Origin of the sequence: Legionella drozanskii LLAP-1, assembly GCF_001467585.1 — a bacterium.
GTDB classification, from domain to species: Bacteria; Pseudomonadota; Gammaproteobacteria; order Legionellales; family Legionellaceae; genus Tatlockia; species Tatlockia drozanskii.
The window spans coordinates 27989-53910 of record NZ_LNXY01000034.1; the positions used below are offsets into that span (position 1 = coordinate 27989).

Sequence of the window (25922 nt, forward strand, 5' to 3'; positions counted from 1 at the left end):
TTATGGCCTCTTAAACCACTGTTGTAATTTTTTACGTGTCCTTTTTTGTTGAAATTTAATATTGAGCAAATTCATTAGAAACACCAAGCCAACTAGTCCATAAGCCGACCAAATATAAGTGGAATAGCCTCCCATCGTTAGCCATTGCTGGAACTGACTCATATTTTCCCTCTTTCTACGAGATCTTTTACCCAATTTTGCCTTCGTTCACGCTCTAGCACTTCAGTGCGCGCTTTATGCAACATAAGCCAAGCACAATACAATGAAAAACCCAAAAGAGTTAGTAATAAAGGATATAACATAGAGCCAGCAATTTTAGGTTTAGCAAAAACTGATAAAGTTGCCCCTTGATGCAGCGAATTCCACCAATACACGGAATAATGAATAATGGGTAAATCCACTAAGCCAACCAGCGTTAAAATGGCGAGAATCTTGTCGCCCTGCTCTTTATTTTGGAAGGCACCTTTAGTCGCAAGTATGGCTAAATATAAAAGTAATAAAATGAGTTCCGAAGTAAGGCGAGCATCCCACACCCACCAGGTTCCCCACATCGGTTTACCCCAAATACTTCCTGTGACCAAGGCAAGAAAAGCCATCGATGCGCCCAACTGAGCTGCGATTCCGAGCATCATGCCTGCCATTTTGATGCCCCAAACTAATAAGAGTAAGGCCAAGAACCCCATCCAACCATAAATCGCCATCGACAAGAAAGCGCTGGGAACATGCACATAAATAATACGGAAAGCATCGCCTTGCTGATAATCAGGCGGCGCAAACACTAAGCCCCAGATTATACCAATCGTTAGCAAAATTAGTGCGCTAAAACCTAACCAATTCAACCAAGGTTTCGTCAATTGGTAAAACGCCTTGGGCGAAGCCATTTGATATAAAAATTTCCACATAGGGGTAGTTCGAATTGCAAAATGCCGGATTTTATCATGTATCAGAATGGATTGACAATTTGGCATCGTCTTTCAATTGGTATTGTCCTGACAGTAGGCATTGTTGGGTGATTGAATTTCGTACAAAACCAATGTAGGGCCTTGACCTATAGCCGTCCGGCTAAGCCTTTTAGGTTAACAATTACCCGTTCGCAAGGCAGCAAGGCTTCGAGACGGCCTTAGGGCCTCCTCAGCCCGAACGGAGCCAGTTAAAATATGGAAAAATATCCTTAATCTGACGGGTATGGGCTTTGGCCCAATAATTCATCCATGCAGCAATGCTGGCCGGGGAATAGAGATGATTTTGCTTGAACAGGTCATATTTTTTGAATAAACTCCAGCTTTTTTGTATGAGATTTTACCATGCCCTTTTTATTTGCTAACAAAATTAAAGATTATGTGAGAGATCGTAATCTTTTACAAAGAATTCAAGATAAACGGATCGGGAGAGTTCCTCCAGAAGAACTACCTAACTATACTGTTTCTGGTATCACAAATAATGGTACTTATTTTCTATTTACTATGGTTTTTAAACGAAGACATCCGCAAATGAACGAACTAAGCTTTCTCAAGCTTATCGATGATTACGCCCAATGCACAGATGAAAATGCACGCAAATTAGTTAAAGCAAAGATAGAAGCTGCCTGTGGCAAGGATATAGATGGTCTAGCTTTGGTTATGTATAAAAGAAAGAATTACCAACAGACATTTTTGCCGCAGGGTTTTGTTACTGGTTCTCGGATAAAACTATCTGGTGCTGAAATAGACAAAGACGGCCTCTTTACTCAATCTAAAACTTATAATCCCGAGGTTTTCATTTTAGAAAATGAGGAACAATATACTGAAGAAAGCATACAAAAATATCTTGAATCGGAAGATGATTCCAATCCAGTTATTGATCCCAATATTAACGCAATAAAATGCCTTAATTTTAGTTTTAATTTTGAAGCAGATATGGATCTGTACCTTAAAAGCATGAGTGAGCAAATAAACAATGAGGAACTAAAAACAAAAATACAAGCTGTCTACGCAGCCTTGCAAAAGCTAAAATATGAAGAAGATTGTTCGATTAAATATCGCTGCACTTGCCTAACCATCCAATTATTAAGTTCAACCTTAGGCCCAGAGCGTGACAGTTTGCTTGTCGAATACAAAACGCTTGCCAATGAAATATATGGCTCCAAATTTCCTTGGCTGATGAGTTTGGGAGCAACAATGATTGTTCTTGGCACGGCCTGCGCCATTTTCGCCCCATTACCACTCACAATAATTATGCTTGGCGCTATTCCAATCATAGCTACAGGGATCATAGCAGGAGCTTGCGGAGGACTTACATTTTTCTCAACTAGGGCTGTTTCTCAACGAGAGCATGCTAATACTCTACTTGATCTGAAAGAAGCTCTGGCGAATTTAGATTTAGAACCATCAACCATTGAAGAGGTTAGCTGTCCCGAGCGGCGTCTTTAGATATTCTTAGTTTACTCCTCCTTTCTCCCAGGGCAAGGAGGGGGTTTTTTCGTGCCTAATCCACTAAACTAATCCGAATCAAGGCGTAATTGCAAAGGGGAAAACCTTAGAGTAAGCAAAGACAGTCAAGGAAAATAGCAACTCCTTACTGATCACTCTAACCACATTCTGGATTTTGATATACCCTAACCACTCTTGCTTCCGATTCAACACTTGATTTGAGCCTGTAGTTTTTTAGAAGTGATTTTTCTCTATCAGTTAATGGTTGTGTCCACGGATCTGAATATTCAACAATCAAACAGGGTTGATTTTTCTTATCTTGATAAAACTGCGTAATCATTTGACCCGCTAAATTTGTTTCGGAAAATTGATAATTCCAAGTAGTAAGCGCACTAGGGGCTAAAGAAGTAAGTAAATAAAACCCAGATAAGCGTCCAAAAACAGTAATTTTTTTACCCTTTGTCTCCTGAGGCAAAATAGAGCTCACTTTACTAATAAAACTTGCAAGTTGAACTGAAGTTTTTAATCCAGCAAAAACACCTTGGTCAATTTTTTGGTTTGGGATAAATAGAGGACTGCCATCAGTCTCACCGTAATTATTTTTATAGGCTATAAAACCCATACTATACGAAGACAAAATCAATATAAAAATCAATCCATGCCTTCCCCTTTCTCGAGCCTCCTCATAACCAATGAAGGCCAGGGTCAAACAGGCTGCTAATAAGCCGCCGATAGGAAAATTAAATAAACCATTACTTGCAGTTATTGACGTTATTAATCCTGCAAAAAGACTACTGCAGTAAATGATGGTTAGAACTTGATAAAGGTGGTTTTCTCTTCGTCTAATTGCAGTAAGTGGGATAAATACTCCAAACAGTGCAATGATTAGAATGATATCGTGGGACACTAAAAATAAGACAACCTTCGCAAAAAACGTTAAATAGAAAATAACTCCAGCTAAATATAATTCAGCTACTAAAATAAGCCGAGGATAAATAGTAATAATAATCCCAAACGAAAGTGAAGCCATACATAAAATGGCAAAGGTTGGGCTTTGAAAAATTTGTTCATAAATTTTATGAAATTTTGCTGCTATCCCGCCGCTAATCTGAAGTGCAGCATTTGTAAATCTGAAAATCTGAATACAGTGTTCGGGTCCTAAAATCATAAACAGTAAAACAAGCGCCACTGCAAAGAGGAAACCACAAAAAAGAAGATAGTAAAAAACAACAGCTCGCTCTTTTAATAAAGAAAACGCGATGCCAACAAATCCGCTAAAAACCATTAGCAAACTTGGATAAGCCACAATCGTACAAGTCCAAGTCAAAGCAGATAAAAAAAACAGATTTAGACTTAACTTTTTCTTTTCTTGCCTCTGCATTACTGCTATTCCAAATAAGGATATTGCAGCAAGCATTCCATGCATCCCAATCGTATTATAGGAAGGGGCTGGTAAGCTCCAAGGAATAAATAAAAAACCAAATGCCAGCACCAACGCTGCCAATAATTGGCCGCGATAAGGTTTGATAAAAAAATAAAGGCTTAACATAGCCCCCAAAGCCATCAAAACATAGATTAACCTTAAAAATAAAATTAATCCCGTTTCATGGCCTACAAGGTTTTGATAAACATAAGCCAAAGGAAATAATAACAGCGCTGCACTTTGATGAATCATAAGGTTAGGAGAGTTTTTAACTCCCTCCTTCAACCACCCATCCAAATGAGTGGCATAATAGGCTTCATCGGATAGATCGACTCCAATCGTTATCCTTTTAAGGATAATTCCTAGAAGTACGACAAGAAAAACAGTAAAAAAATAATTTTGGGGCTTAATCCAATCGAACAGTCTTATCATAATTGTTAACCTTTATTACTAATCTACTAAACTAATTCGAATCACCGCAGCGATTGCAAAGGGTAAAAACCCTAGAGCAAGCAAAGACAAGGCGAGTAAAATAGCAAGGTAACCTAAAGCAGGTAAACCTTGCATTGCGGCTGTTAAACTACCGCTGCCAAAAACCATGATGGGTATTGTTAATGGCAAGAGTACCAACGCCATTAATACGCCTTTTTGCTGCATCCCCGCGCTAAAAGCAGCTGCAAAGCCACATAAAAAAAGAATCGCAGGAGTACCAACCAACAAACTCAGCATTAATACACCCAGTTCTGACCAGGTAAACTGAAATAAAAGAGCCAGCAAAGGACAAAAAATTAACATGGGCAATAAATTAATCAACCAATGGACCGTTAGTTTGGCAGCGACAATCACAGAGAGTGGATAACTAGAAATAAGCCATTGCTCGATAACACCATCCTCATAATCTTGCTGAAAAAGCCCAACCGAGGTTAGCAACATGGCTAGTAACATAGCAATCCACACTAAACCTGGTGCTACTAAATGCAAAATTCTAATATCCGGCGGCATGGTTAGCGGAAAAAAAATAGTCACCATTAAAAAAAACAGCGAGGAATGAAGCAATAGCCTTGGCTGGCGAATATGTAATAACAACTCTCGTTGAAATTGCCTGCCAAAAAGAGTAGTCAAACTCATCACAACGCATACTCCTGATAAGGTTGACGAAAAGGCAAACTTTGATGGGAGGTTAAGATAACTTGTCCTCCGAGTTCAAGATGATTTTCTAAACAAGCCACCAAGGTTTGAATGGCAGTTGCATCTAAAGCAACGAGCGGCTCATCTAAAAGCCATAGACTGGCATCCGTCATCATCACTCTTAATAGACCCACACGTCGACGCTGTCCCGCCGAAAGCAGATAACAGGGTTCATCAGCAAGCGCTTGCAAGCCAAAACCTTCAAGCAATTGCTCCAAGGTCAAAATATGCCGCTCCCAGTGCAAATCAAAATAGCAATTTTCTTTTACCGTAAGTAAGGGATTCAAACCGGTTTTATGACCTACATAGCAAAGTTTACGTTGATAAGTGACAAGATCACGGTAGATGGACTCCCCTTCATAAAAAATTTCGCCTTCATTTGGTTGCAACAAACCAGCTAATAATTTGAATAAAGTGGTCTTTCCCGAACCATTAGCTCCACGCAAGTGTAAAAGTTTCCCGGGGGCTAGAGAAAAATTCACCTGTTCAAGTAAAGGTTTGTCTTGGTAATCAAAGAATACAGCCCGCACATCCAGCATAGGGGGATATTATTAAAGTTAAAATCGCAGACTATCTATAAATGAGTTTGCTGGCAAATGTTTTTTATTATTCTCCATCTAGCTATAGCTAATTTCAGCAACTTCAATTATTGTCGATTATAGGTGAAAAAAGTTTTATTATTCTATGATGTTAAAAAAAGCAAAGTCTGCAATTTTTGGAACTATAAATTGAGGTCAGCTGCTTGAACCGCCCATATAAAACAATTTTTGCTTCTTTGTTGATCACAGTCCTCGCTGGCTGCGTTAATTACGTTGGTATTAGTAGCAACAAAAAAATAGCGCCTCCTTCTCGATTTCAAACATCGAAAAGTTTACCTCAGCAAAATGGCTGTTGGCCCACAGAGAATTGGGCTAAGCAATTCGGTGATCCGCAGTTAGTTGCTTTAGTTAACGAAGCTTTGACCAATAACCCGAGTTTAGAAGTCGCCCTAGCACGAATTCAACAAGCCAGAGCAGTGGCAGAGCAAAAAGCATCGACACTTTATCCACAAGGCAAATTTTCCGCAGCGGTCACTCGAACCCATGTTTCTACCCATGAACTCGTTCCTCCCCCAGTCAATAAAGGGTTTTTTACCCAAAGCGGATTTATAGCTAGGGCCAGTTATACTTTGGACCTATGGGGAAAAAACCGATCTCAATTAAGACAAGCCCTAGCCGATGTAAAAGCCAGTGAGGCAGAAGGACAGCAAGCACGACTTATAGTCGCGACCTCTGTCGCCTCAACTTATAACGAATTAGCGCATTATTATGACTTGCGCGATGTATTAAGACGCACCGTGGCTCAGCGTGAAGCCTTGGAGAGAATAACCGTTGTTCGCGTACGAACCGGCTTAGATACACGAGTGCAGTATTTTCAATCGCGTAATACCTCAGCGACGGCGAGGACGGACTTAGTCAGAGTTGAAGGACAGATTGTCATAGCCAAACAACAGCTTGGAACTCTTGTTGGCGGTGGCCCGGATCGAGGTTTATTAATCACTCGTCCACGATTACCCATCGCAAAAACCCCTGCTCTCCCTGCCAATTTACCTTTAGCTCTTTTAGGGCGAAGACCTGATATTGTGAGTGCGCGCTGGCAAGTCGAATCAGCCTGTCAAGGAATTAACTACACTAAAGCCTTATTTTATCCGAATGTTAACCTGATGGCCGGCGTCGGATTTCTCTCTTTAAAATTTCATATCGAATCAAGAGGAAATGCAGAGTACTTTGGTCCAGCCCTTACCTTGCCAATTTTCGATGGTGGTGCACTTCGCGGTCAATTGCGCCAACAGTATGGGAAGTATGAGGAAGCCGTAGGTAACTATAATAATACGCTTAATGAGGCCTTATCCGAGGTTAGCTCTCAGGTCACTAATATTAGGGTGGCTAATAAGCAACTGAAGGTACAAAAGGACGCACTTATCAACGCGGAGCATGCTTATAATTTGGCAAGATATCAATATAAGATAGGCCTCGCCTCACAATTAGTGGTGCTTGATGCCGAAACCCGTTACTTGACTGAGCAACAATCACGTTTGCAGCTTGTTTTAAATCGACGTAACCTGCAAGTAGCTTTAATTCAAGCACTTGGCGGTGGTTTTGATGCACGCATGCTTGAATGTTGTCGAGTCCCCAATAAAAACATAAAGTGAGAAATAAATGAGTACAGTGGATCAACTTCCCCTTACATCAGAAGAAGAGAAACCCAAGAATAAGCGCAAATTTTTTATAATTCTCTTGACCGTCACTTTTTTAATTATTGCCATACTCTGTGGCATATATTGGTGGTTTATTGCTCGTTTTTATGAAAGCACGGATAATGCTTATGTGAATGGCAATATCATTCCTATTACCGCGCAAGTGGGCGGCACGATCATTGCGGTTAAAGTCGATGACACTCAGTATGTCAGTACCGGTCAATTGCTGGTGGAAATTGATCCCATCGATGCTTTTGTTGCTTTTCAATTGGCCAAAGCGAATTTGGCACAAACTCTACGTAACACACAACAAATATTCATTAATAACAGCGGCTTACAAGCAAACCTCAAAAATCAGGCAGTCTCCCAAGCAAGAGCACAAGAGGATTTACTGCGTCGTAATCAAGCCATTGGAGTAGGTGCTGTATCAAAAGAAGAACTCGTGCATGCCGAAGAGTCATTGAAAAGTGCCGATGCGTCTTTTACTCAAGCTAAGTCTGCCTTACTATCTAACCGCGCTTTAACAGAAAACACCGATTTACAGCGACATCCTAGTGTTTTGGCCGCAGCAGCTCGCTTGCGCCAAGCTTATATCGATTATGCGCGTACCACGATTCGCGCCCCCATTTCAGGTGAAATTTCCAAGCGTACAGCGCAAGTAGGCCAACGAATTACAGCAGGAACGCAATTGATGGTGCTGGTTCCCTTAGAACAAGTCTGGATTGACGCTAACTTTAAAGAAAAACAAGTTCGCTCCATGCGCATTGGACAGCCGGTTCACGTAACAGCCGACCTTTATGGCTCTTCAGTCGTTTACCATGGCAAAGTTGTCGGATTTTCCGCAGGTACAGGAAGCGCATTTGCCTTATTGCCTGCGCAAAATGCGACCGGCAACTGGATTAAAGTTGTGCAAAGACTCCCCGTTCGTATCGCACTCGACCCTAAAGAGCTTAAAGCACATCCGCTACGCATTGGTTTATCGATGAATGTGACTGTAAATCTGCATGATCAAACTGGAAAATATATCGATCAAACAGCACCCGTACCTGTTTACCAAACAATCATTTTTGAAAATTTAGGCAAAGAAGCGGATGCTGAAATCAATAAAGTCATCAGTGAAAATATCAGCAAAACTGCCAACCTTAACCCAGGAGATTCATCTAAGAAGAAAAACAAACCCTCTACTGGAAAAGGTTCTTCACGATGACTGATACTACCATTAATCAACCGCCTCCATTACAAGGCACACAACTTGTTATTGCGACTATTGCAGTCGCACTGGCCACTTTCATGATTGTTTTGGATTCTTCGATAGCGAATGTCGCTATTCCAACAATATCAGGAAACCTGGGTGTTTCTGTCGATGAAGGCACTTGGGTCATCACCTTATTTTCGGCTGCAAACGCCATTTCCATTCCATTGACCGGGTGGCTTACGCAGCGTCTTGGACAAATACGTTTGTTTGTTATGTCGATCATCTTATTCGTGATCGCCTCTTGGCTATGCGGGCTGGCCACTAGCTTGCCTATCTTATTAACAGCACGAGTCTTTCAAGGGATTGTTGCCGGTCCCCTAATCCCTTTATCACAGGCGATATTGCTTAGTTCTTATCCTAAAGAAAAAAGCTCTATTGCCTTGGCACTTTGGGGAATGACGGCAACGGTTGGACCTATCGCTGGTCCTGCCTTGGGGGGATGGATTACAGAAAGCTATAGCTGGTCCTGGATATTTTATATTAATGTCCCCGTCGGTATAATTGCAGCGGCAATCACTTGGCTCATTTATCGCAACCGTGAGACACCCAAAAAAATCTTACCTATTGATATTATTGGCTTAGCACTTTTAATTCTATGGGTCGGCGCCTTACAAATCATGTTGGATAAAGGCAAGGATTTGGATTGGTTTAACTCCAATACTATTATTGCCTTAACCATCGTTTCAGCGGTGAGTTTTTGTTATTTTGTTGTTTGGGAACTCACTGAAAAAAATCCAATTATCGATTTACGGCTTTTTGCAGGAAGAAATTTCACTGGCGGTACCATTGCTATTTCAGTGGGATACGCCGTATTTTTTGGTAACCTCGTTTTGCTTCCGCAATGGCTACAACAAGATTTAGCTTATCCTGTGCTCAATGCCGGTTTGGTCATGGCACCCTTAGGCGTGTTTGCGGTATTAACTTCCCCGATTGTCGGTAAAATTTTACCCAAAGTCGATGCACGTATTCTCACAACCATTGCCTTTCTTCTTTTTGGACTCGTTTTCTTTATGCGTTCGCTTTATACCTCTTACGTGGACACCTGGACATTAGTCCTACCGACACTCATTCAAGGCATTCCTGTTGCACTGTTTTTTATTCCCTTATCGATGATCATCCTTTCAGGACTTCCAGCTGAAAAAATTCCTGCGGCAGCCGGTTTATCCAACTTTGCGCGAATTTTCGGGGGTGCGATAGGAACCTCTATTTTTAGTACCATATGGAATAATCGTTCAATTCTTCACCATTCTCAATTAACTGAACAATCAACACCCTACACCACTAATTTTACTGACTTCATTGAAACAAGTCGTTCTTTATTAAACATTCAAACAGACCAAAGCTACGCGCTTTTTAATCAAATATTAAACGTAGAAGCCAATATGCTAGGTCTTAATGATGTTTTCTGGGTTTCTTCTATTATCTTTGTAGCACTCATCCCAATAGTGTGGATTACAAAACCCGAGAAAGTCGACTCAGCCGCGGCTGTTGCTGGAGCACATTAAGCAATTTAAGAATGAGAATCCATCAATTAAATGCTAATATGAACCCTTTTAATTCTGACCACTTATCTTACTGTGTGAGCTTATGACAAACACCCATCATTTCTTTAATGCGCTAGCGAATAAAGGAAAATCTTTGCCAGGCGTTTATCTACTCATTCTTAAAAAATTTGCGGAAATTCCAGAAGAAAACACCGACGCTCGGCTTAGAATAATTAGAGATATTTCCATAGACGTCGTTACAATGCTTGCAGATTATGATGCAGATTTTGCGTCCTATTGTCATCATGAAAACTTAACAAGTCATTGGCGTAATTTATGGTGCGATGCGGGGTATGGACTAGCTTTATACATGAAGTTGCCACTCTTGGGATTTTACGAACACCCAGGTTTAAATCATTTTGAGCTTGTTTGTGGAATCCATTTTTTCCATCAGTCTCAGGTATTAAGGAAAAAAATCCAAAAAGCGAGTAACCGCGACTTTAGTGCCTCCGAAGAAAAATCCCTACAAACTGCCATTTACTTTGGTTCAATCCACGCGATACAACGATACAATGAGTATATCTATGCCGACTTGCAAAAAGCCGAGACCCAAGAAGCTGAGAAACTTTACAAAAAGCTTATTGATAATAGCAAAAAATCAATTCTGACCAGTGGCAGTTACGGTTATATGATTTATGCCGAGTCTTTAAGCAATTATTGCTTATGGTTAATAGCTAATTCAAAGATTCAAAAAGCAGAAGCTACTTATCATGCGGTGCTTGTATCGTTAGAATGGGCTCAAAAAATATTGCCGGCAAGCAAATCCAGCATTAGTAATGCGAGTTTAGGTCGCGGTCTTAAACTAAGCAATTCATTGGGTTTGGACTCACCCGAAGAGGCAAAACGTTTATTTATCAAACAATATGAAAATGCCAGATCACAACGCGGTCCGGACGAAGACGAAGGATGTGAGCCAAGTGAAGATGAAACAAACGAACCAAGATCTTGTGTTATTTCATGTTAGACTATTAACCTAGGGTAGATGACTAATACAATAACTCAAGGATTTAATATGGCAAACACAATGCATATTTATTATGGTAGGAATGCTAATACTGGTGAATTTATAATCTCTTGTTATCACGAACTAACGCAAGCCCTAAGCAGTGCATTTCAACTAGTGGGAAGAGATAGAAGGGTATTAACCTACGTGAAAGTAGATCTTCCTGAAATATATGACCAGAGCACGGTAAAAACAAAACTCCTCGAACAATTAGCCCTTGCCAAAGTTGATGCACAAAGGCAAGAAGCCCAGGCCAGCGAAAAGGGAAAGATCATTTTTATTGCGGACTTAAATCTCTGTTGTATCCATAAAGAAGACCTAGCCTCTTTTCTATTTGATAGAACAATCAATAACTTTTTCCCAGAACACGAAGTTCATCTAATTTTAGAATCAATTGATCCCGTATTTGTGCTCAATGCAATTAAACAGGCTGAAACCTTAAATTTGCGAGGTGTTACACTTAAAACAAAAAACTCGGTCAGAGATGCACCGGTTTTTAAAGTCTATGAACAAGAACCTGCTAAAGAACAAAGTGACTGGGACGATGATCCTGAAATTGACATAACTGTTCCCGATCCAAATATGATGGGTCTTGCATCAAGAAAGCAATCAGCACGTAGCCCAAAAGATGTTGCTAAGTCCCTAACTACACTTGGTATATTTCCAGAGGTAGAGGAGCAAGGAGGGGCTACTGAAAACGCACAACCTATATCTAGCCCACCCACTTCCCCTAAGATAAAAGGATAACTCTTACGTTAATTATCTTGCTTCACCAAGCAGTCATGGGGATAATTGTCATTTTATTATTGCTAAGGTAAATAATGGATTTTCTTGCTCAATATGGTTTATTTCTTTTAAAAGCGTTAACTCTTGTAATTTCATTTTTATTAGTCATTGCAGGTACCTTGGCACTGAAGCGCAAACCTAAGCCAGCATTAGATATCACTTCACTTAATAAGCAATATGAGGAGATTCAACAACGCATGGCGCAAGAAATAAAAGACGAAAAACCAGCGAAGACAAGGAAAACTAAGCAATACAAAAAAGAACAAAAAGAAAAACCGTCTTTGTATGTAATTGACTTTTATGGGGATATAAAAGCTTCGCAAGTTGAGCAATTACGCCAGTCAATTAATGCCATACTTTCAGTAGTGCGAGAAAAGGATGAAGTCGTTGTTCGCCTAGAAAGTCCCGGAGGCTCAGTTAATGGCTATGGTTTAGGAGCCTCGCAATTGCAACGGTTACGGGACAAAAAAATTCCTCTCACTGTTTGTATTGATAGGGTAGCCGCTAGCGGAGGCTATTTAATGGCTTGTGTGGCAAACCATATAATTGCTGCACCTTTTGCAATTATTGGGTCAATTGGCGTGGTTGCACAGCTTCCCAATTTTCATCGTTGGCTTAAAAAGCATAATATTGATATTGAATTATTAACCGCTGGTGAATACAAACGAACGCTAACCATGCTCGGTGAGAACACTGAGAAAGGACGAGAAAAATTTCAAGAAGACTTAGAAAAAATACATAATGCCTTTCGTTCATCTGTACTTTCTAACCGCAATCAATTAGATATTAACCAAGTGTCTACGGGGGAACATTGGTTAGCTAAAGACGCTTTTGACCTAAATCTTGTCGATAGTTTAAAAACAAGTGATGATTATCTCTCTGAAAAAATGGCAGAATTCAATATGTTTAAAATTTCAGTTCAAGCGAAAAAATCAATAATGGAAAAATTATTTAAACCGGTCACAAAATTAATTCATCCTTGGGCTTAGCTATCACTGCTATTAAGTTAAACCTATCTTTCGTCCCCCTCCAGCATGGTTAGAGGAGGATGAGAAATAGCCAGAAACGGGAGTGCTTAACTTTAGGTATTATGGGTATATACTTAGTGTAACAATATTAATCGGCTAAACTATGGAGTGAGTTATGAGCGATTTTAAATCTAAGCTACCTGACTTTAAAGAAGTTACATCAATGGCCACTAAATTATTTAAAGACGTTAAAATTAGCGTTTGCGAAATAATCGAAGACTACAAGAAGAAACGTGAGAAAGAAGCGCAAACCGAAACTACAGTGGAAACAAAAAAAACTGAAGTAAAAGTTGCGAAAAAATCAACAGCGCCTAAAAATGAAAAAGTGGAAACCACTACGGTAAAAACGAAGAAAAAAGTAGCCAAACCTCCAAAAAATGACGCTTCTAAAAAGGAATAGCTAATTGCAGAGAGGAGCCTTCCCTCTCCTCTATCCAATTATCCAGATTTATTGCGCAGAAGAGGGTTGGGGAGAGGGAAGGATAGGTGGGGCCAGAACCAATTTACGATTGAGTCTGCAAACTGGCAAGCTCTACTCTTAAGCACGCTCAGGTCGAGTTAAACCATATTTACGCATTTTTTCAACTAAAGTGGTGCGGCGCATATTTAAATAGCTGGCTGCGTGAGCAACGACCCAATCAGATTCATCCAATGCTTGACTAATTAACGCCAGCTCCGTTTTTACTAGATGTTCTTTGAGATCAATACCATCCACCCCAGAAGAAGTAGCTTGCTCCTGGCTTACCATTGCCAGCAAAGTTTCTCTCTCATTGCCTACCACGCCATGGGCAGAAACTTGGCTATCTACTTTGAATCGTCTTGGTAATTCATCCGCATCAACAATACCATTCGGAAATAAAATAGATAAACGTTCCATCAAATTAGCCAGTTCTCTTACATTGCCAGGCCAGTGATAGCGACTTAAAACTTCAAGTGCTGCGGGCATGAGACGCACACTGGGTCTATTTTCCCCTTCAATTCTTGAAACTAATTCGTTGACGAGCAAAGGAAGATCATCGCGTCGTTCGCGTAAGGGCGGCATATCAATGGGGAAGACATTCAAGCGATAAAAAAGATCCTCACGAAATTTGCCCTCTCTAATAGCTACTTCAAGATTACGATGCGTGGCAGCAATGATTCTGACATTCACATCGATACTTTTATTAGAACCAACTCGCTCGAAACAACGCTCCTGCAATACGCGTAACAATTTTACTTGCATTGCTAAAGGCATATCACCTATCTCGTCAAGGAATAAAGTGCCTTCATTCGCCAACTCAAATCGACCTTGTCTTGAGGTAATTGCGCCTGTAAAAGCCCCCTTCTCATGGCCAAATAATTCGCTCTCTAACAATTCTCCAGGAATAGCTCCACAGTTGATTGGAATAAACGGTTTATTGGTTCGAGACGAGAAAGCATGGATATTACGGGCTACCACTTCCTTACCAGTCCCTGATTCTCCGAGGATTAGTACACTTGCCTCTGTATCCGCTACCTGGGCAATTAATTTACGGACCTGACGGATAGATTCGCTATTTCCAACTAAACTACGAAACAAAGGGGTTTTCTTTTTATTATCCTCAGTCACTTCTTGGGCAATTTGCCCCTTATGCAAGGCTTCAAGCATTTGCGCATAGCTAAAAGGGAAATGAAGATTCGCAAGAACATTTTTTGTTAGATTATTGCTTTCAGGTAAAGGCGAATCGACCAGTATTACCGATAGATTAGGAGCAATCTTAACCAATTCATCTAAAAATCCGAGTGAATCATTATAAGACTCAGGCGCACCAGCCACCACTAAATGGGCTTTGTCATAGGAAAGAGAGCGCCAATTACTATAATTCGCAAGATAACAGGTCTCGCCAATGAAATTCAAAATTGTGCTGAGCTTGCGGCAACGTTCTTCATTGTCATCAATGATAATAATTGTTTCATTGCTGCTCATAACCGATCCCTAATCCATGTCATCTAATGTTGAGTATTGGATACTAATGAATACTCTGTCAAATCCATGACGAATTTTTTTCTAAGTGTCATAATTATTTATCTAAATAATTACCACGCTGCTTATTTATCGATAACAACTAATGTATTTAAAGGCATTACATTGATGACCGAAGCATAATCTCTGATTACCAACTGCCTTAGTGGCTGTTATATCTTTCTCAATGGCGTATCGTTTAGTTTGCAAATAACCCATACGACGGCAAAAAGAAAATGCAGCTCTTCGACCACAACCTCGTTGTCCATCGTAGCACCAGGCTACCCGAAATTGATTAAACCGTGGATAGACAAATTGCCTAAAACGATAATGATAGGGTTTGGGCGGTCGATGACTCAGTTGCGCTACACAGCGTATTGTTTTAAAACCATTACATTGCCAACCTTGACATTTCGTCGCGCTAGAAATGAAATTAGTAAGACCCACATTATAATCAATCACGTGCTGATCAGCTTGGGCATAGCCCATCATTTGACAATAGCGTGTCGCGACAGGCAAACCGCAGTATTTACCCTCTACAGTACAGTAATTTAATCGTATTCCATGATAAGTCGGCATCCAAAAATTTCGATAGAAATTAGTGCTACGATTAGCCGCATAGGGATTAGATATCAGTAATATTGTTAACGCGCAAACTACGAAGGTTCGCCAAAAAAAAGTCATTATAACAGTTCCTTAACCGCGTATCAGACATGTTAGCTTATGGTTGGCAGCAAAGGAAGCATTGGTGCTCATCTTTATTTATTAATAACTTAAAGCCACTTTAGTTTGACCTAGCAAATCAGCAAGAAGGATAAGTAATTCATCACTCGGTGAAACACACCACTGCGAAGCAAGGTTTAAAATTGCACTTGTTGAGGCGTTGGAATAATGAACCTGGACGACACAGGTACCTTTATTGGCTTTTAAAATAGACTGAAGTGAGGGAATAATTGAATCTTGTTCGCGAGTCAATGAAACGGTGAGACATTTTGCAAAACGCGTTCGAGCCTCTGCTATGGAATACAGTTGGCTAGCCGTCATTTTCACACCACCACTGTAGTCGTCCGCTGCAATTTCTCCTTCGACAATCAACATTTTCCCTGTTTGCACTGGGTTTTGCAGTGCTTCATAAATCTCTGAAAATACAACAATATCAAGCTTTGAAGAAGCATCCTCAAGACCAATGATCGTTAATTTTTTACCTCGTTTGGTCATGATTCGTCGAACCGCAGTAACTAAACCACAAACTACTGCTTTTTTCATAGAAGCAGGATTTAAACGGCCAATGGGTTGAATAAATCCTTTAAATTCCTTGCAATAATAAGCAGCCGGATGTCCCGTTAAATACAGACCCAAAGTTTCTTTTTCACCATCTAAGCGTTGCATCTCAGGCCAAGGTTTACAATCGAGATAGTCTTCTTGTTCAGCAGCGTCCTCCAGTAAAGAAAATAAATCAGTTTGACCACTTAATTGATTTTGATGGGTTTTATCCGCCACTTTTAATGCTTTTTCCAAGGAAGCAAACAGCATTGAGCGCTCCACCTGCCAATCATCGAAGGCACCACTTTTAATCAAAGCCTCAAGAACTCGGCGATTCACTTTACGCAAATCAAGACGCTGGCAAAAACTAAACAAGCCGGCATACGACCCATTGAGTTTGCGCTCATCAACGATGCAATTAATTGCTGACTCCCCTACTCCTTTAATTGCTCCTAGTCCATACAAAATGGTTTGATTATCTTTAACGGTAAATTGATAACTGGAACTATTTGCAGAAGGAGGTAAAACATTCAGTTTCATCTGCTCGCATTCATCGATAAACGTAACCACCTTATCCGTATTATCCATATCAGAAGACATGACCGCTGCCATGAAAGCTGCGGGGAAATGGGCTTTTAGCCAAGCGGTTTGATAAGCGACTAGCGCATAAGCGGCAGAATGCGATTTGTTGAAACCATAGCCTGCAAATTTTTCCATCAAATCGAAAATAGAGTTTGCCGTTTGTTCTTCAACCCCTCGTGCCTTTGCCCCTTCAGTAAAAATAGCCCTTTGTTGAGCCATTTCCTCAGCTTTTTTCTTACCCATAGCACGACGTAACAAGTCAGCGGCACCCAGTGTAAAATTCGCGAGCACCTGAGCAATTTGCATGACTTGCTCTTGGTATAGAATGACCCCATAAGTCGGTTTTAATATAGGTTCTAAATCAGGATGGGGGTACTCTACTTTTGCACGACCATGCTTTCGGTCGATAAAATCATCCACCATTCCTGACTGCAAGGGACCCGGTCTAAATAGGGCCACTAAAGCAATAATTTCTTCAAAGCAATCCGGCTGCAGGCGATGAATTAACTCTTTCATTCCGCGGGATTCCAGCTGAAAAACCGCAGTCGTTTGGCAGGCCTTCAATAAATTAAACGTTTGTTCATCATCTGTAGGAATCATTGCTATATCAATCAATTCCTCGCCGTTTTCTTTGCGCTGTCGATTAATGATGGCAAGCGCCCAATCAATGATAGTGAGAGTTCTTAAGCCCAAAAAGTCAAACTTCACCAAGCCGACTGATTCAACGTCATCTTTATCAAACTGGCTGACGATCTGGTTGGAATCTTGTTCGCAATAAATGGCCGTAAAATCAGTCAGTCTGGAAGGTGCAATCACTACCCCTCCGGCATGCTTACCCGCGTTACGAGTAATACCTTCTAATTTTAAAGCCAGATCAAATAATTCTTTTACTTCTTCCTCATCTTGATAACGCCGTTGTAATTCTGCCTCGTCTTCGAGCGCTTTATTGAGCGTCATGCCAATTTCAAAAGGAATTAATTTAGCTAATTTATCGACAAAACCATAGGGATGACCCAAAACTCGACCGACGTCTCTCACTACAGCCTTGGCTGCCATCGTACCAAAAGTAATAATTTGCGATACACTCTGGCGACCATATTTTTCAGCGACATATTCAATCACGCGATCGCGCCCTTCCATGCAGAAATCGATATCGAAATCAGGCATGGATACCCGTTCAGGGTTAAGAAAACGCTCGAATAGTAATTCATACTGTAAAGGATCAAGATCAGTAATTTTTAGCGCATAAGCTACTAAAGAACCGGCTCCCGATCCTCGTCCAGGACCAACCGGCACACCGTTTTGTTTAGCCCATTGGATAAAATCTGCCACGATAAGAAAATAACCGGGAAAACCCATGGTATTAATAACGTCTAACTCAATTTGCAAACGCTTATCATAGGGCATACGGGACTCAGCAATCGTTTCTGGAGGTTGATTGCGAAAGATTTGCAACAGGCGCTCTTCTAAACCTTGCTTGGATAGACTGGAAAGATATTCCTCAACGGTAGAACCCTCAGGGATTGGGAAATTCGGCAGATAATTATTCCCTAAATCAAGCTTTAGAGTGCAGCGCTTGCTGATTTCCACTGTATTTTTTATGGCTTGGGGCAGATCCTTAAATAAGTCGACCATTTCTTCGGCGGAACGCAGATATTGTGCAGCGCTATATTGTTGATTGCGCCGGGGATCAGCTAGGGTATAACCATCATGAATACAAACTCTTGCCTCATGCGCTTCAAAATCATTTTTATTGATAAATCGGACGTCATTGGTTGCTACAAGAGGCAAATTTAAGGCTTCTGCCAAACGAACAACTTTTTCATTGTAGAGCGCTTCATCGACTCGCCCGGTTCGTTGAATTTCTAGATAAAAACGCTGGGGAAAGATCTGCGCATACGATTTAGCAAGGGAGTGGGCACTCGCTTCGTCATCTGCCAATAAAGCTTTACCTATCGCTCCTGTCCGACCGCCCGATAAAGCAATAAGGCCTTCTGCATATTCACGGATCCAGGGATGATGGACTCTAGGTTGACCTTGATATTGGCCTTCTTGATAAGCTTTTGAGACTAGGCAAGTTAAATTGCGATAACCTTGTTCATTTTGGCAAAGAAGGACGAGCGACGTTATCTGCTCTGAATTTTCAGGATCAAGGCAAGGTAAATCGCAACCTAAAATCGGTTTAACTCCGGCCTCTGTTGCTGTTTTAAAGACTTTAACTGCCGCAAAAAAGTTACAGAAATCGGTAACAGCAACAGCATTCATTCCTCTTTCAACAATGGCTTTCATTAATGGTTTAACGCGAACTAAACCATCGACTATCGAAAATTCAGTGTGTAGACGTAGATGAACGAAACGCGGCAGCATGACTTAAGTCTTCCTAGAGTTTGATGCCTGAACTGTACCGAAGTCGGCTGGTTAGGGCAAGTGGAAACCTGTGACGATTCTACTGATTGGCCGCGCACAATGTAAGTTAGTACTTTATCCATCATTCAATTGAATGTGATAAAAATAAATAACTTTGTTGGGCTAAGGCAATTTGTGTTTAATACTTATAAAATTAAACACTACTCTGGTGAGGGTCGAAAGCATCACGCAAAGCGTCAGCAAACAAATTCGAAGCGAGCACTAAAATAAACATCAACAAAAAAGCAGAAAACATAGGCCACCAAACGATTGGATCTCTTGCCAGTTCAAGACGAGCACCATTAATCATATTTCCCCAACTGATGGTCATCGGTGAAACACCCACACCAACATAGGACAATACCGCTTCAGCGAGCACTAAAAAACTAAAGTCTAAAACGAGCGTAATTAAAACAATATGCATTACATTGGGCAGTAGATGCTTGCGCAAAATGGTGAAGGAACTGCTACCCAAAGCGCGTGCGGCTAGGACATAATCGATTTCTCTTAATTTCAAGGCCTCTGCTCGTAACAAACGACATAAACTCGTCCAGCTTGTTACTCCTAAAATAAGACATAAGGCAAGCAACCGGGCATCAGCACTTTTAGCTAAAGTAGAAAATTTCTGGGGGTGATTTGCTATGTAGGTTTGCATCGATAAAACCGAGGCTGTAATTAACAAAACTCCGGGGATCGAACTCAAAGTAGTATAAATATATTGGATAATATCATCGATCCAACCACCAAAATAACCGGCTGATATTCCTAATACTAAAGCCAGAGGCATCATAAATAAGGTGGTAAGAATACCAATAATAAGCCCCGTGCGAATACTTTTGATGGTGTAATAAAAAATATCTTGCCCTATCTTGCCCGTTCCCAAAAGATGTAATTCTCTCGATATCCTGTAGCTAGCAATAATAATAAAGAAACAAATAAATAAAGTGATTAAAACAGCTAAACCATGTTTTGATGGTTTCAAATGGAAAGGGATAGCCAATAACCATTTATTAATAACGATTAGAAACCAAAAAAAACTAACAATAATCAGGCTTAAAAACACGGCGTGATACAATTGTTTTATAATGAATTGATGTTTAATCGCCTCGTTTTTTAGTGTAGACGGCGGATAGTTTAGCCGCGGGTAAATTTGCTTTGCATTTCCGTTCACAAAGACGGTTTCAATGCCATATAAATTCAACGCAAGCGGAGCAGAATAAGTTTTCTCATAGGCATCTCCCAATGGAGCAAGTAGACGGTCTAAAATTGAATTGTTTTGGACCGTAGAAAGTTGGGCATTTTCATCCATTTCGATTGAATTTAAATGGATTGAATCTAAAACACCTACCGTTATAAAAAATAATAAAACCACCCCTGCACTTGCTGCTAAAGGTCGATGACAAATGCGCAGAAACGCACGTCTTATATGCCTCTTTCTAAGACCTATTAAACTCAACACAAGGCTTGCTATTAAAACTGCAAAAAAACATTTATCCGTCCACAATAATTCCATAACTAGTTAAACCTCACTCTTGGATCAACTAAGGTATAAGAAATATCAGTTAAGATTAAACCCAAAATGTAAAGAACTGATCCTAAAAATACCATTGATCGCACTATCGCAAAATCCTGTTGCTGTATGGCATCAATGATATAGTTACCGAGGCCAGGAACACCAAAAAACGATTCCAATACCAAACTCCCCATAAATAGTGAAGGGATCAACACAACCACTCCGGTGAGAATAGGTAACATGGCATTTTTTAATACATGATGGAATAATATTTTAACTTCTGATAAACCTTTGGCGCGTGCTGTTTTGACATAATCCTTATTGAGCTCTTCTAAAAACAAAGTCCGATACCAACGAGATCCAGCACCTAATCCAGCCAACACGGCAACAATAACCGGCAATACAATAAACTTAATACTTTCTAAACCACCATCGTAACCAGAAATGGGGACCAAGCGTAGCAATTTACCAAAAATGTATTGCCCGCCAATAATATAAAAAAGACTAGAAATAGACATTAAAACAATACAAAAAACCACGCCGCTTAAATCGAGATAAGAGGTGCGAAAAAAAGCCATGGACATCGCAAAAACAATATCTGCTAACATACCAAAAATAAGAATGGGAATGGCGATAGCTAGACTAGGCCACATGCGATGTGAAATATCATAGGCAATATCTCTTCCTCCGTCTGAAATACCAAAATCAAAGACAAATAAACGCAAGGATTTCTGGAAAAAAAGAGTTTGACTAAACTGTTGAATACCTGATTTTTCATTATTAAAAAAAAGAGGTAAGTTATAACCGCGTTGCGCTTTCCACTGCATGATAGCCGCAGGTTTTACATATTTTTGCCCCAATTGCATTCGCGCCATATCATCAGGTGTATTAATCATAAAAAACAAAGAAAAAGTGATGATATTAATGGCGAATAAAATGGGAATGGCATATAAAATTCGTCGTAATAAATAATAAATCATAATTTAAATCTCGCCGCCTGCAACTTTTCTTTTCTACGATAAGCAATAAATAGAGGTAGTAAAGAGAGCATAATAAATAAAACTAATAAACCAATTGGCCATAATACCGGTTGATTCCATAGCTCTCGTAAACTGTTACGCTTCGCTAGGTCAATCGCAATGTATTTTAAAGTATTGGTACTAATCGTATTTGGTTTTGTTGGCGAAACCCATTGCTGACTTAAGAATAAGGATTGTGTATTCACCCCCCAAATCCAGGGGGCATCATGACGCAGCATTTCTACCATTTCATCAATAATCCGTTGACGAGTCTCATCGTTCCCACGATTCTTCATTTGCTCAAACAAACTATCATAGCGAGAATTTTTATAATTTGAGGAATTTTCACCACCATACTCTGCTCTACCATTCGTACCATAAAACATGAATAAGAAATTTTCAGGATCAGGATAATCCGCATTCCAACCCCAACTAAAAATTTGCACATTACCACTACGCATTTTGTCTTGAAAACGATTGTATTGAGTTGCACGCAAATTTAAGTCGACGCCAATTCTTGCATATTGTTTTCGCATCCAATCCAATTGTGCCTTATCATCAGGACCACCAGTCACTGCCACATCATAATTTAAAATGAGGGCCTTAGCGGTTTTCGGATCTCGTCCTCCGGGATAGCCTGCTTCCCGCATAAGCGCTTTGGCGACTTGGATTGATTTTCGTTTTGCCTTGCGGCCATCCCATTCATACACATAAGGATTTATTCCCGCAGCTCCTTCTTTATAACCAAAAATTCCTGGCGGAATCGGTCCTTGCGCTGCCTTACCGCGACCATTTAGAAAAATGGCAATATTCTCATCGTAATTCACGGCTATCGATACCGCCAAACGTAATTTTCTTGCCCGCTCGCTTTGACCGCCCACTACGGGATCAAGCATATTAAATCCAATGTAGAAAACGCTAGTATCCGTGGTTTGTGTTAGATTCATTTTTTTATCCAGCATGCCTTGACTTAGTCTGGGGAGTCCCGAACGACTAATTTGAATGGCCTGATCAAAACTGTCAGCACTAATTCCCGAAACATCATAATAGCCCTGCAGAAACTTATTCCAGCGCGGAATGGATTCCTTTTCTAAGGTATAAATGGCGCGATCAATCAAAGGCAGTGGTTCACCAGCATGCAGCAGATAGCCTTTTGTCTCGTCTTCAGAAGAACCATTTTGAGGAAAATAATCTTGACGAAAGTTGGGGTTTTTATTTAATACCATGCGTCGATTGGGGTTGTTCTCCGTTAGCATAAAAGGTCCCGTACCAATTGGATACCACTCAAAACTTAAATTCTTCTCTTCCATTCCAGGTTGTGAATAAAAACAATCAGCTTCCCAGGGAATCGGCGCAAAGAAAGGCATAGCAAGCCAAAATAGGAATTGCGGATATTGTCCTTTGATCGTAATTTCAAAACTATAATTATCCAATTTTCGCAGGCCAGCCATTGGATATTTTCTCAGATCAACAAACCCAGTTGCTGTAGAAGGCAAAGCGCTGGCATATTCATGAAAACCAACAATATGATCACTCATTAAACCATAGATTGCTGAGTTCACTGCCGGATGTGCTAGACGTTTAATTTCATAGATATAATCGTCCACTGTTAATTCGCGCGTTCCTGTGTATTTAAAATCAGCTAATTTATTAATGTCCTGCTCATATAAATAATCTTCCGCTAAATGCAGGTAGCGGTAATTACCTTTTTCATCTTTTGCTAAAGCGGGATGAGGCTGAAAAAAGACCCCGGGTTTAATATGAATAGTATAAACAGTGTAAGCAATCTCAGCCCCATCCTGAATCGTCAAGGGGCGACTGTACTTATCTAAATAACGTATATCGGGCATCGTTGTGGCAATAAGCGGGACCACTTTATAAGGTCGAGCAAAATAATCATAAGACAAAACCGGCTCATAAATTTGCATTGTGAATTGATATTCATTACTGGAATAGGAACGCGCAGGATCCAAGGTTTTAGGCTGCTCGTTAAAAGAAGAGTAATAAATTTTTTGCTTGGCTTGAGAGGCGGGATAAGGATTATTCAGAATCCAGTTACTCGCATGTATAGGCAACAATGCAAACAGCAATATAATAAAGACGATCCCTTGTCTACAAAGTGCCTTCAACGTACGAGTCCCATAATCAATTATCTTGTTTCATCACCTTAAGATACTGCAAAAATGCTAGATCTGCAGCATTTTGAGTATTATAAAAGCTTAATCAACTCTTCTTCACTCAAGACCTTAACGCCCAAGGCATTCGCTTTATCTAATTTAGAACCCGCCTCAGCTCCAGCCACAACATAATCCGTCTTTGCGGAAACACTGCCGGCAACTTTTGCACCCACTGCAAGCAAGCGGGCTTTAGCCTCTTCACGCCCCATAGTGTTTAATGTGCCCGTTAATACCATTGTTTTGGCATAAAATGGATGCTGCTCATCAAGCTGTTTTCGTTTTTCATGAGGCCATTGGATGCCGTACGCTAACAGTTTATCAATAACGTCAATATTATGTTTTTGAGCAAAGAAATGAACTATATGATAGGCAACCACCGGACCGATGTCTCGGATTTCCATTAATTGTTCTGCCGAAACTGTTTTTAAGGCCTCGATATCAGCAAATTCTAAGGCTAGGGATCTGGCACTGACTTCTCCTACCTCACGAATTCCCAAAGCATAGAGGAAGCGAGCAAAAGTGGTTTTTTTTGATTTTTCGATGGCGGTTAACAGATTCTCGGCTGATTTTTTCCCCATTCGTGGCAAACTCGCTAAAGTTGCTAAATCTAGGGCATAGAGGTCTGCGACATCGCGAACCAGACCTTGATTGACGAGTTGTTCAAGCAACATCCCACCCAGACCATCAATCGACATCGCCCTACGCGAGGCAAAATGCCAGAGCATCCGCTTAAGTTGAGCGCTACAAAATAAACCGCCAGTGCAGCGAGCAACTGCTTCTCCTTCTTCTCTTATGACATCTGCTCCACAAACCGGACAATGGGCAGGAAGATGGATTGTTTCAGTTTGATCCGGACGTTTTTCTATAACCACAGAAACCACTTCAGGAATAACATCACCCGCCCGGCGAACAATAACCGTATCGCCGATACGAATATCCTTACGATTTATTTCATCCATATTATGCAGCGTTGCATTACTCACTGTAACGCCGGCAACACTTACTGGTCGTAGACGTGCAACTGGGGTTAAAGCACCCGTCCTTCCTACCTGAAAATCAACCGCATGAATTTCGGTCATCTCTTCACTAGCAGGAAATTTATGGGCACAGGCGAATCTTGGTGCACGAGCGACATAGCCCAAACGCTGTTGCAAAGCAATGTTATTAAGTTTGTAAACAACCCCATCTATTTCATACGGCAAAGACAACCGACGCGTTAGCATGTCCTGATAATAGGCAAGGCAACCTGAAAAACCAAACACAGCTTTGGCTTCAGGAGAAACACGAAATCCAAACTCACGCAGCAGTTCTAATTGGCCCAGATGACTATCTGGTAAGGCGAAATTGTTACTAGCACCGATGCTATAGCAATAGATAGCTAGGGGCCTGGCTGCAGTAATGGCAGGGTTTAATTGACGTAAACTTCCGGCCGCCGCATTACGTGGATTAGCAAAGGTTTTCTCCCCTTTTTCGCGCGCCTTTTCATTATAAGCCTCAAAACCAGCTTTAGGCATATACACTTCACCGCGTATTTCAATAAACGCTGGCGGATTATTACAGAGCAATTTTAGTGGAACTGCCGCAATCGTTTTAATGTTAGAGCTAATATTTTCACCGACGGTACCATCTCCACGTGTCGCGGCATAAACTAATTGTCCCTTCTCATAACTTAAATTCACTGCCAAGCCATCGAGTTTAGGTTCACAAACAAATTGCAAAGATTCTTCATCAGCACCTAATCGATCTGCAACCCGCTTGATGAATGCATGCAATTCTTCCTCAGAAAAAACGTTGCCCAATGATAGCATGGGTTGTTTATGTTCAACGGGTTCAAATGTACCAGCAGGACTGCCACCTACACGTTGAGTCGGCGAATCTGGACTAATGTACTGTGGATGCTCTGTTTCAAGTAATTGTAATTCTTTAAAACAACGATCGTACTCGCTATCAGGAACTAAAGGCTCATCAAGCACATAATAATGATAGTCATAGAGCCTAATACGTTCACGTAAATTGTCGATTTTTTTAATTAAATCATCCACATTGATCTCTTTTTTATCAGTTCCAAAGCGTTATATTATTCTACCCACAACTACAGCTTGCCGTCGAC

20 protein-coding genes are annotated in these 25922 nt (G+C 40.6%); 8 read left to right on the forward strand and 12 right to left on the reverse strand.

From position 1 onward, the window contains the following. Together ccmD and ccmC are read right to left on the reverse strand one after the other, a co-directional pair. Entirely contained in the window at nt 1–162 is a 162-nt protein-coding gene (gene ccmD / locus Ldro_RS15720) for a heme exporter protein CcmD (RefSeq protein ID WP_058497378.1), read from the reverse strand. Further along, nucleotides 159–902 carry a heme ABC transporter permease CcmC gene (gene ccmC, locus Ldro_RS15725; RefSeq protein ID WP_058497407.1) on the reverse strand — a complete coding sequence of 248 codons (744 nt, stop codon included), beginning with the start codon at nt 900–902 and terminating at the stop codon, nt 159–161. The genes ccmD and ccmC overlap by 4 nt, the downstream gene beginning before the upstream one ends. Nucleotides 903–1304: 402 nt before the next feature. Between ccmC and Ldro_RS15730 the strand changes: the two genes are divergently transcribed. Then, on the forward strand, nt 1305–2408 hold the full coding sequence (locus Ldro_RS15730) for a hypothetical protein (RefSeq protein ID WP_058497379.1): 1104 nt from the start codon (nt 1305–1307) through the stop codon (nt 2406–2408). A 157-nt stretch (nt 2409–2565) separates the two neighbouring features. Here the strand turns inward: Ldro_RS15730 and Ldro_RS15735 are convergent, their stop codons facing one another. From Ldro_RS15735 to ccmA, 3 genes are read right to left on the reverse strand one after another with little or no spacing between them, the layout of a single operon-like run. Continuing rightward, nucleotides 2566–4263 carry a hypothetical protein gene (locus Ldro_RS15735; RefSeq protein WP_058497380.1) on the reverse strand — a complete coding sequence of 566 codons (1698 nt, stop codon included), beginning with the start codon at nt 4261–4263 and terminating at the stop codon, nt 2566–2568. 18 nt (nt 4264–4281) lie between these two features. Continuing rightward, on the reverse strand, nt 4282–4959 hold the full coding sequence (gene ccmB, locus Ldro_RS15740; protein ID WP_058497381.1) for a heme exporter protein CcmB: 678 nt from the start codon (nt 4957–4959) through the stop codon (nt 4282–4284). Continuing rightward, on the reverse strand, nt 4959–5558 hold the full coding sequence (gene ccmA, locus Ldro_RS15745; RefSeq protein WP_058497382.1) for a heme ABC exporter ATP-binding protein CcmA: 600 nt from the start codon (nt 5556–5558) through the stop codon (nt 4959–4961). Before ccmA ends, ccmB begins: the two co-directional genes overlap by 1 nt. A gap of 203 nt (nt 5559–5761) precedes the next feature. Here ccmA and Ldro_RS15750 point away from each other — a divergent pair, with 203 nt between their 5' ends. The 7 genes from Ldro_RS15750 to Ldro_RS15780 all read left to right on the forward strand — a co-directional run bounded on the left by Ldro_RS15750 (nt 5762) and on the right by Ldro_RS15780 (nt 13271). Next, nucleotides 5762–7210 carry an efflux transporter outer membrane subunit gene (locus tag Ldro_RS15750; protein WP_058497383.1) on the forward strand — a complete coding sequence of 483 codons (1449 nt, stop codon included), beginning with the start codon at nt 5762–5764 and terminating at the stop codon, nt 7208–7210. 7 nt (nt 7211–7217) lie between these two features. Further along, a complete protein-coding gene (locus tag Ldro_RS15755) occupies nt 7218–8462 on the forward strand; it encodes an HlyD/EmrA/EmrK family protein (protein ID WP_083498012.1) in 1245 nt (414 codons plus the stop codon). Then, on the forward strand, nt 8459–10015 hold the full coding sequence (locus Ldro_RS15760; RefSeq protein ID WP_058497384.1) for a DHA2 family efflux MFS transporter permease subunit: 1557 nt from the start codon (nt 8459–8461) through the stop codon (nt 10013–10015). The genes Ldro_RS15755 and Ldro_RS15760 overlap by 4 nt, the downstream gene beginning before the upstream one ends. Nucleotides 10016–10097: 82 nt before the next feature. Continuing rightward, entirely contained in the window at nt 10098–11018 is a 921-nt protein-coding gene (locus tag Ldro_RS15765) for a DUF5630 domain-containing protein (RefSeq protein ID WP_058497385.1), read from the forward strand. A 48-nt stretch (nt 11019–11066) separates the two neighbouring features. Further along, the gene (locus Ldro_RS15770; RefSeq protein WP_058497386.1) at nt 11067–11804 is read left to right on the forward strand and encodes a hypothetical protein; all 738 of its coding nucleotides are present in this window, start codon (nt 11067–11069) and stop codon (nt 11802–11804) included. A gap of 74 nt (nt 11805–11878) precedes the next feature. After that, on the forward strand, nt 11879–12832 hold the full coding sequence (gene sohB, locus Ldro_RS15775; protein WP_058497387.1) for a protease SohB: 954 nt from the start codon (nt 11879–11881) through the stop codon (nt 12830–12832). 154 nt (nt 12833–12986) lie between these two features. Continuing rightward, nucleotides 12987–13271: a hypothetical protein gene (locus Ldro_RS15780; protein WP_058497388.1), complete on the forward strand. Its 285-nt coding sequence runs from the start codon at nt 12987–12989 to the stop codon at nt 13269–13271. A 138-nt stretch (nt 13272–13409) separates the two neighbouring features. Here Ldro_RS15780 and Ldro_RS15785 read toward each other — a convergent pair whose 3' ends face one another. The 7 genes from Ldro_RS15785 to ligA all read right to left on the reverse strand — a co-directional run bounded on the left by Ldro_RS15785 (nt 13410) and on the right by ligA (nt 25860). After that, on the reverse strand, nt 13410–14816 hold the full coding sequence (locus tag Ldro_RS15785) for a sigma-54 dependent transcriptional regulator (RefSeq protein ID WP_058497389.1): 1407 nt from the start codon (nt 14814–14816) through the stop codon (nt 13410–13412). Between the two features lie 126 nt (nt 14817–14942). After that, nucleotides 14943–15536, reverse strand: a complete 594-nt coding sequence (locus Ldro_RS15790; protein WP_058497390.1) for a hypothetical protein — start codon at nt 15534–15536, stop codon at nt 14943–14945. Between the two features lie 81 nt (nt 15537–15617). Further along, nucleotides 15618–19064, reverse strand: a complete 3447-nt coding sequence (gene dnaE, locus Ldro_RS15795; protein ID WP_058497391.1) for a DNA polymerase III subunit alpha — start codon at nt 19062–19064, stop codon at nt 15618–15620. A gap of 193 nt (nt 19065–19257) precedes the next feature. Beyond that, nucleotides 19258–20616, reverse strand: a complete 1359-nt coding sequence (locus Ldro_RS15800; RefSeq protein WP_058497392.1) for an ABC transporter permease — start codon at nt 20614–20616, stop codon at nt 19258–19260. Nucleotides 20617–20618: 2 nt separating this feature from the next. Further along, the gene (locus tag Ldro_RS15805; protein WP_058497393.1) at nt 20619–21596 is read right to left on the reverse strand and encodes an ABC transporter permease; all 978 of its coding nucleotides are present in this window, start codon (nt 21594–21596) and stop codon (nt 20619–20621) included. Continuing rightward, nucleotides 21593–23722, reverse strand: a complete 2130-nt coding sequence (locus tag Ldro_RS15810) for an ABC transporter substrate-binding protein (protein WP_420795413.1) — start codon at nt 23720–23722, stop codon at nt 21593–21595. Before Ldro_RS15810 ends, Ldro_RS15805 begins: the two co-directional genes overlap by 4 nt. 122 nt (nt 23723–23844) lie before the next feature. Next, nucleotides 23845–25860 (reverse strand): NAD-dependent DNA ligase LigA, encoded by a 2016-nt coding sequence (ligA, locus tag Ldro_RS15815; RefSeq protein WP_058497394.1) that lies wholly within the window; start codon nt 25858–25860, stop codon nt 23845–23847. Nucleotides 25861–25922 lie beyond the last annotated feature (62 nt).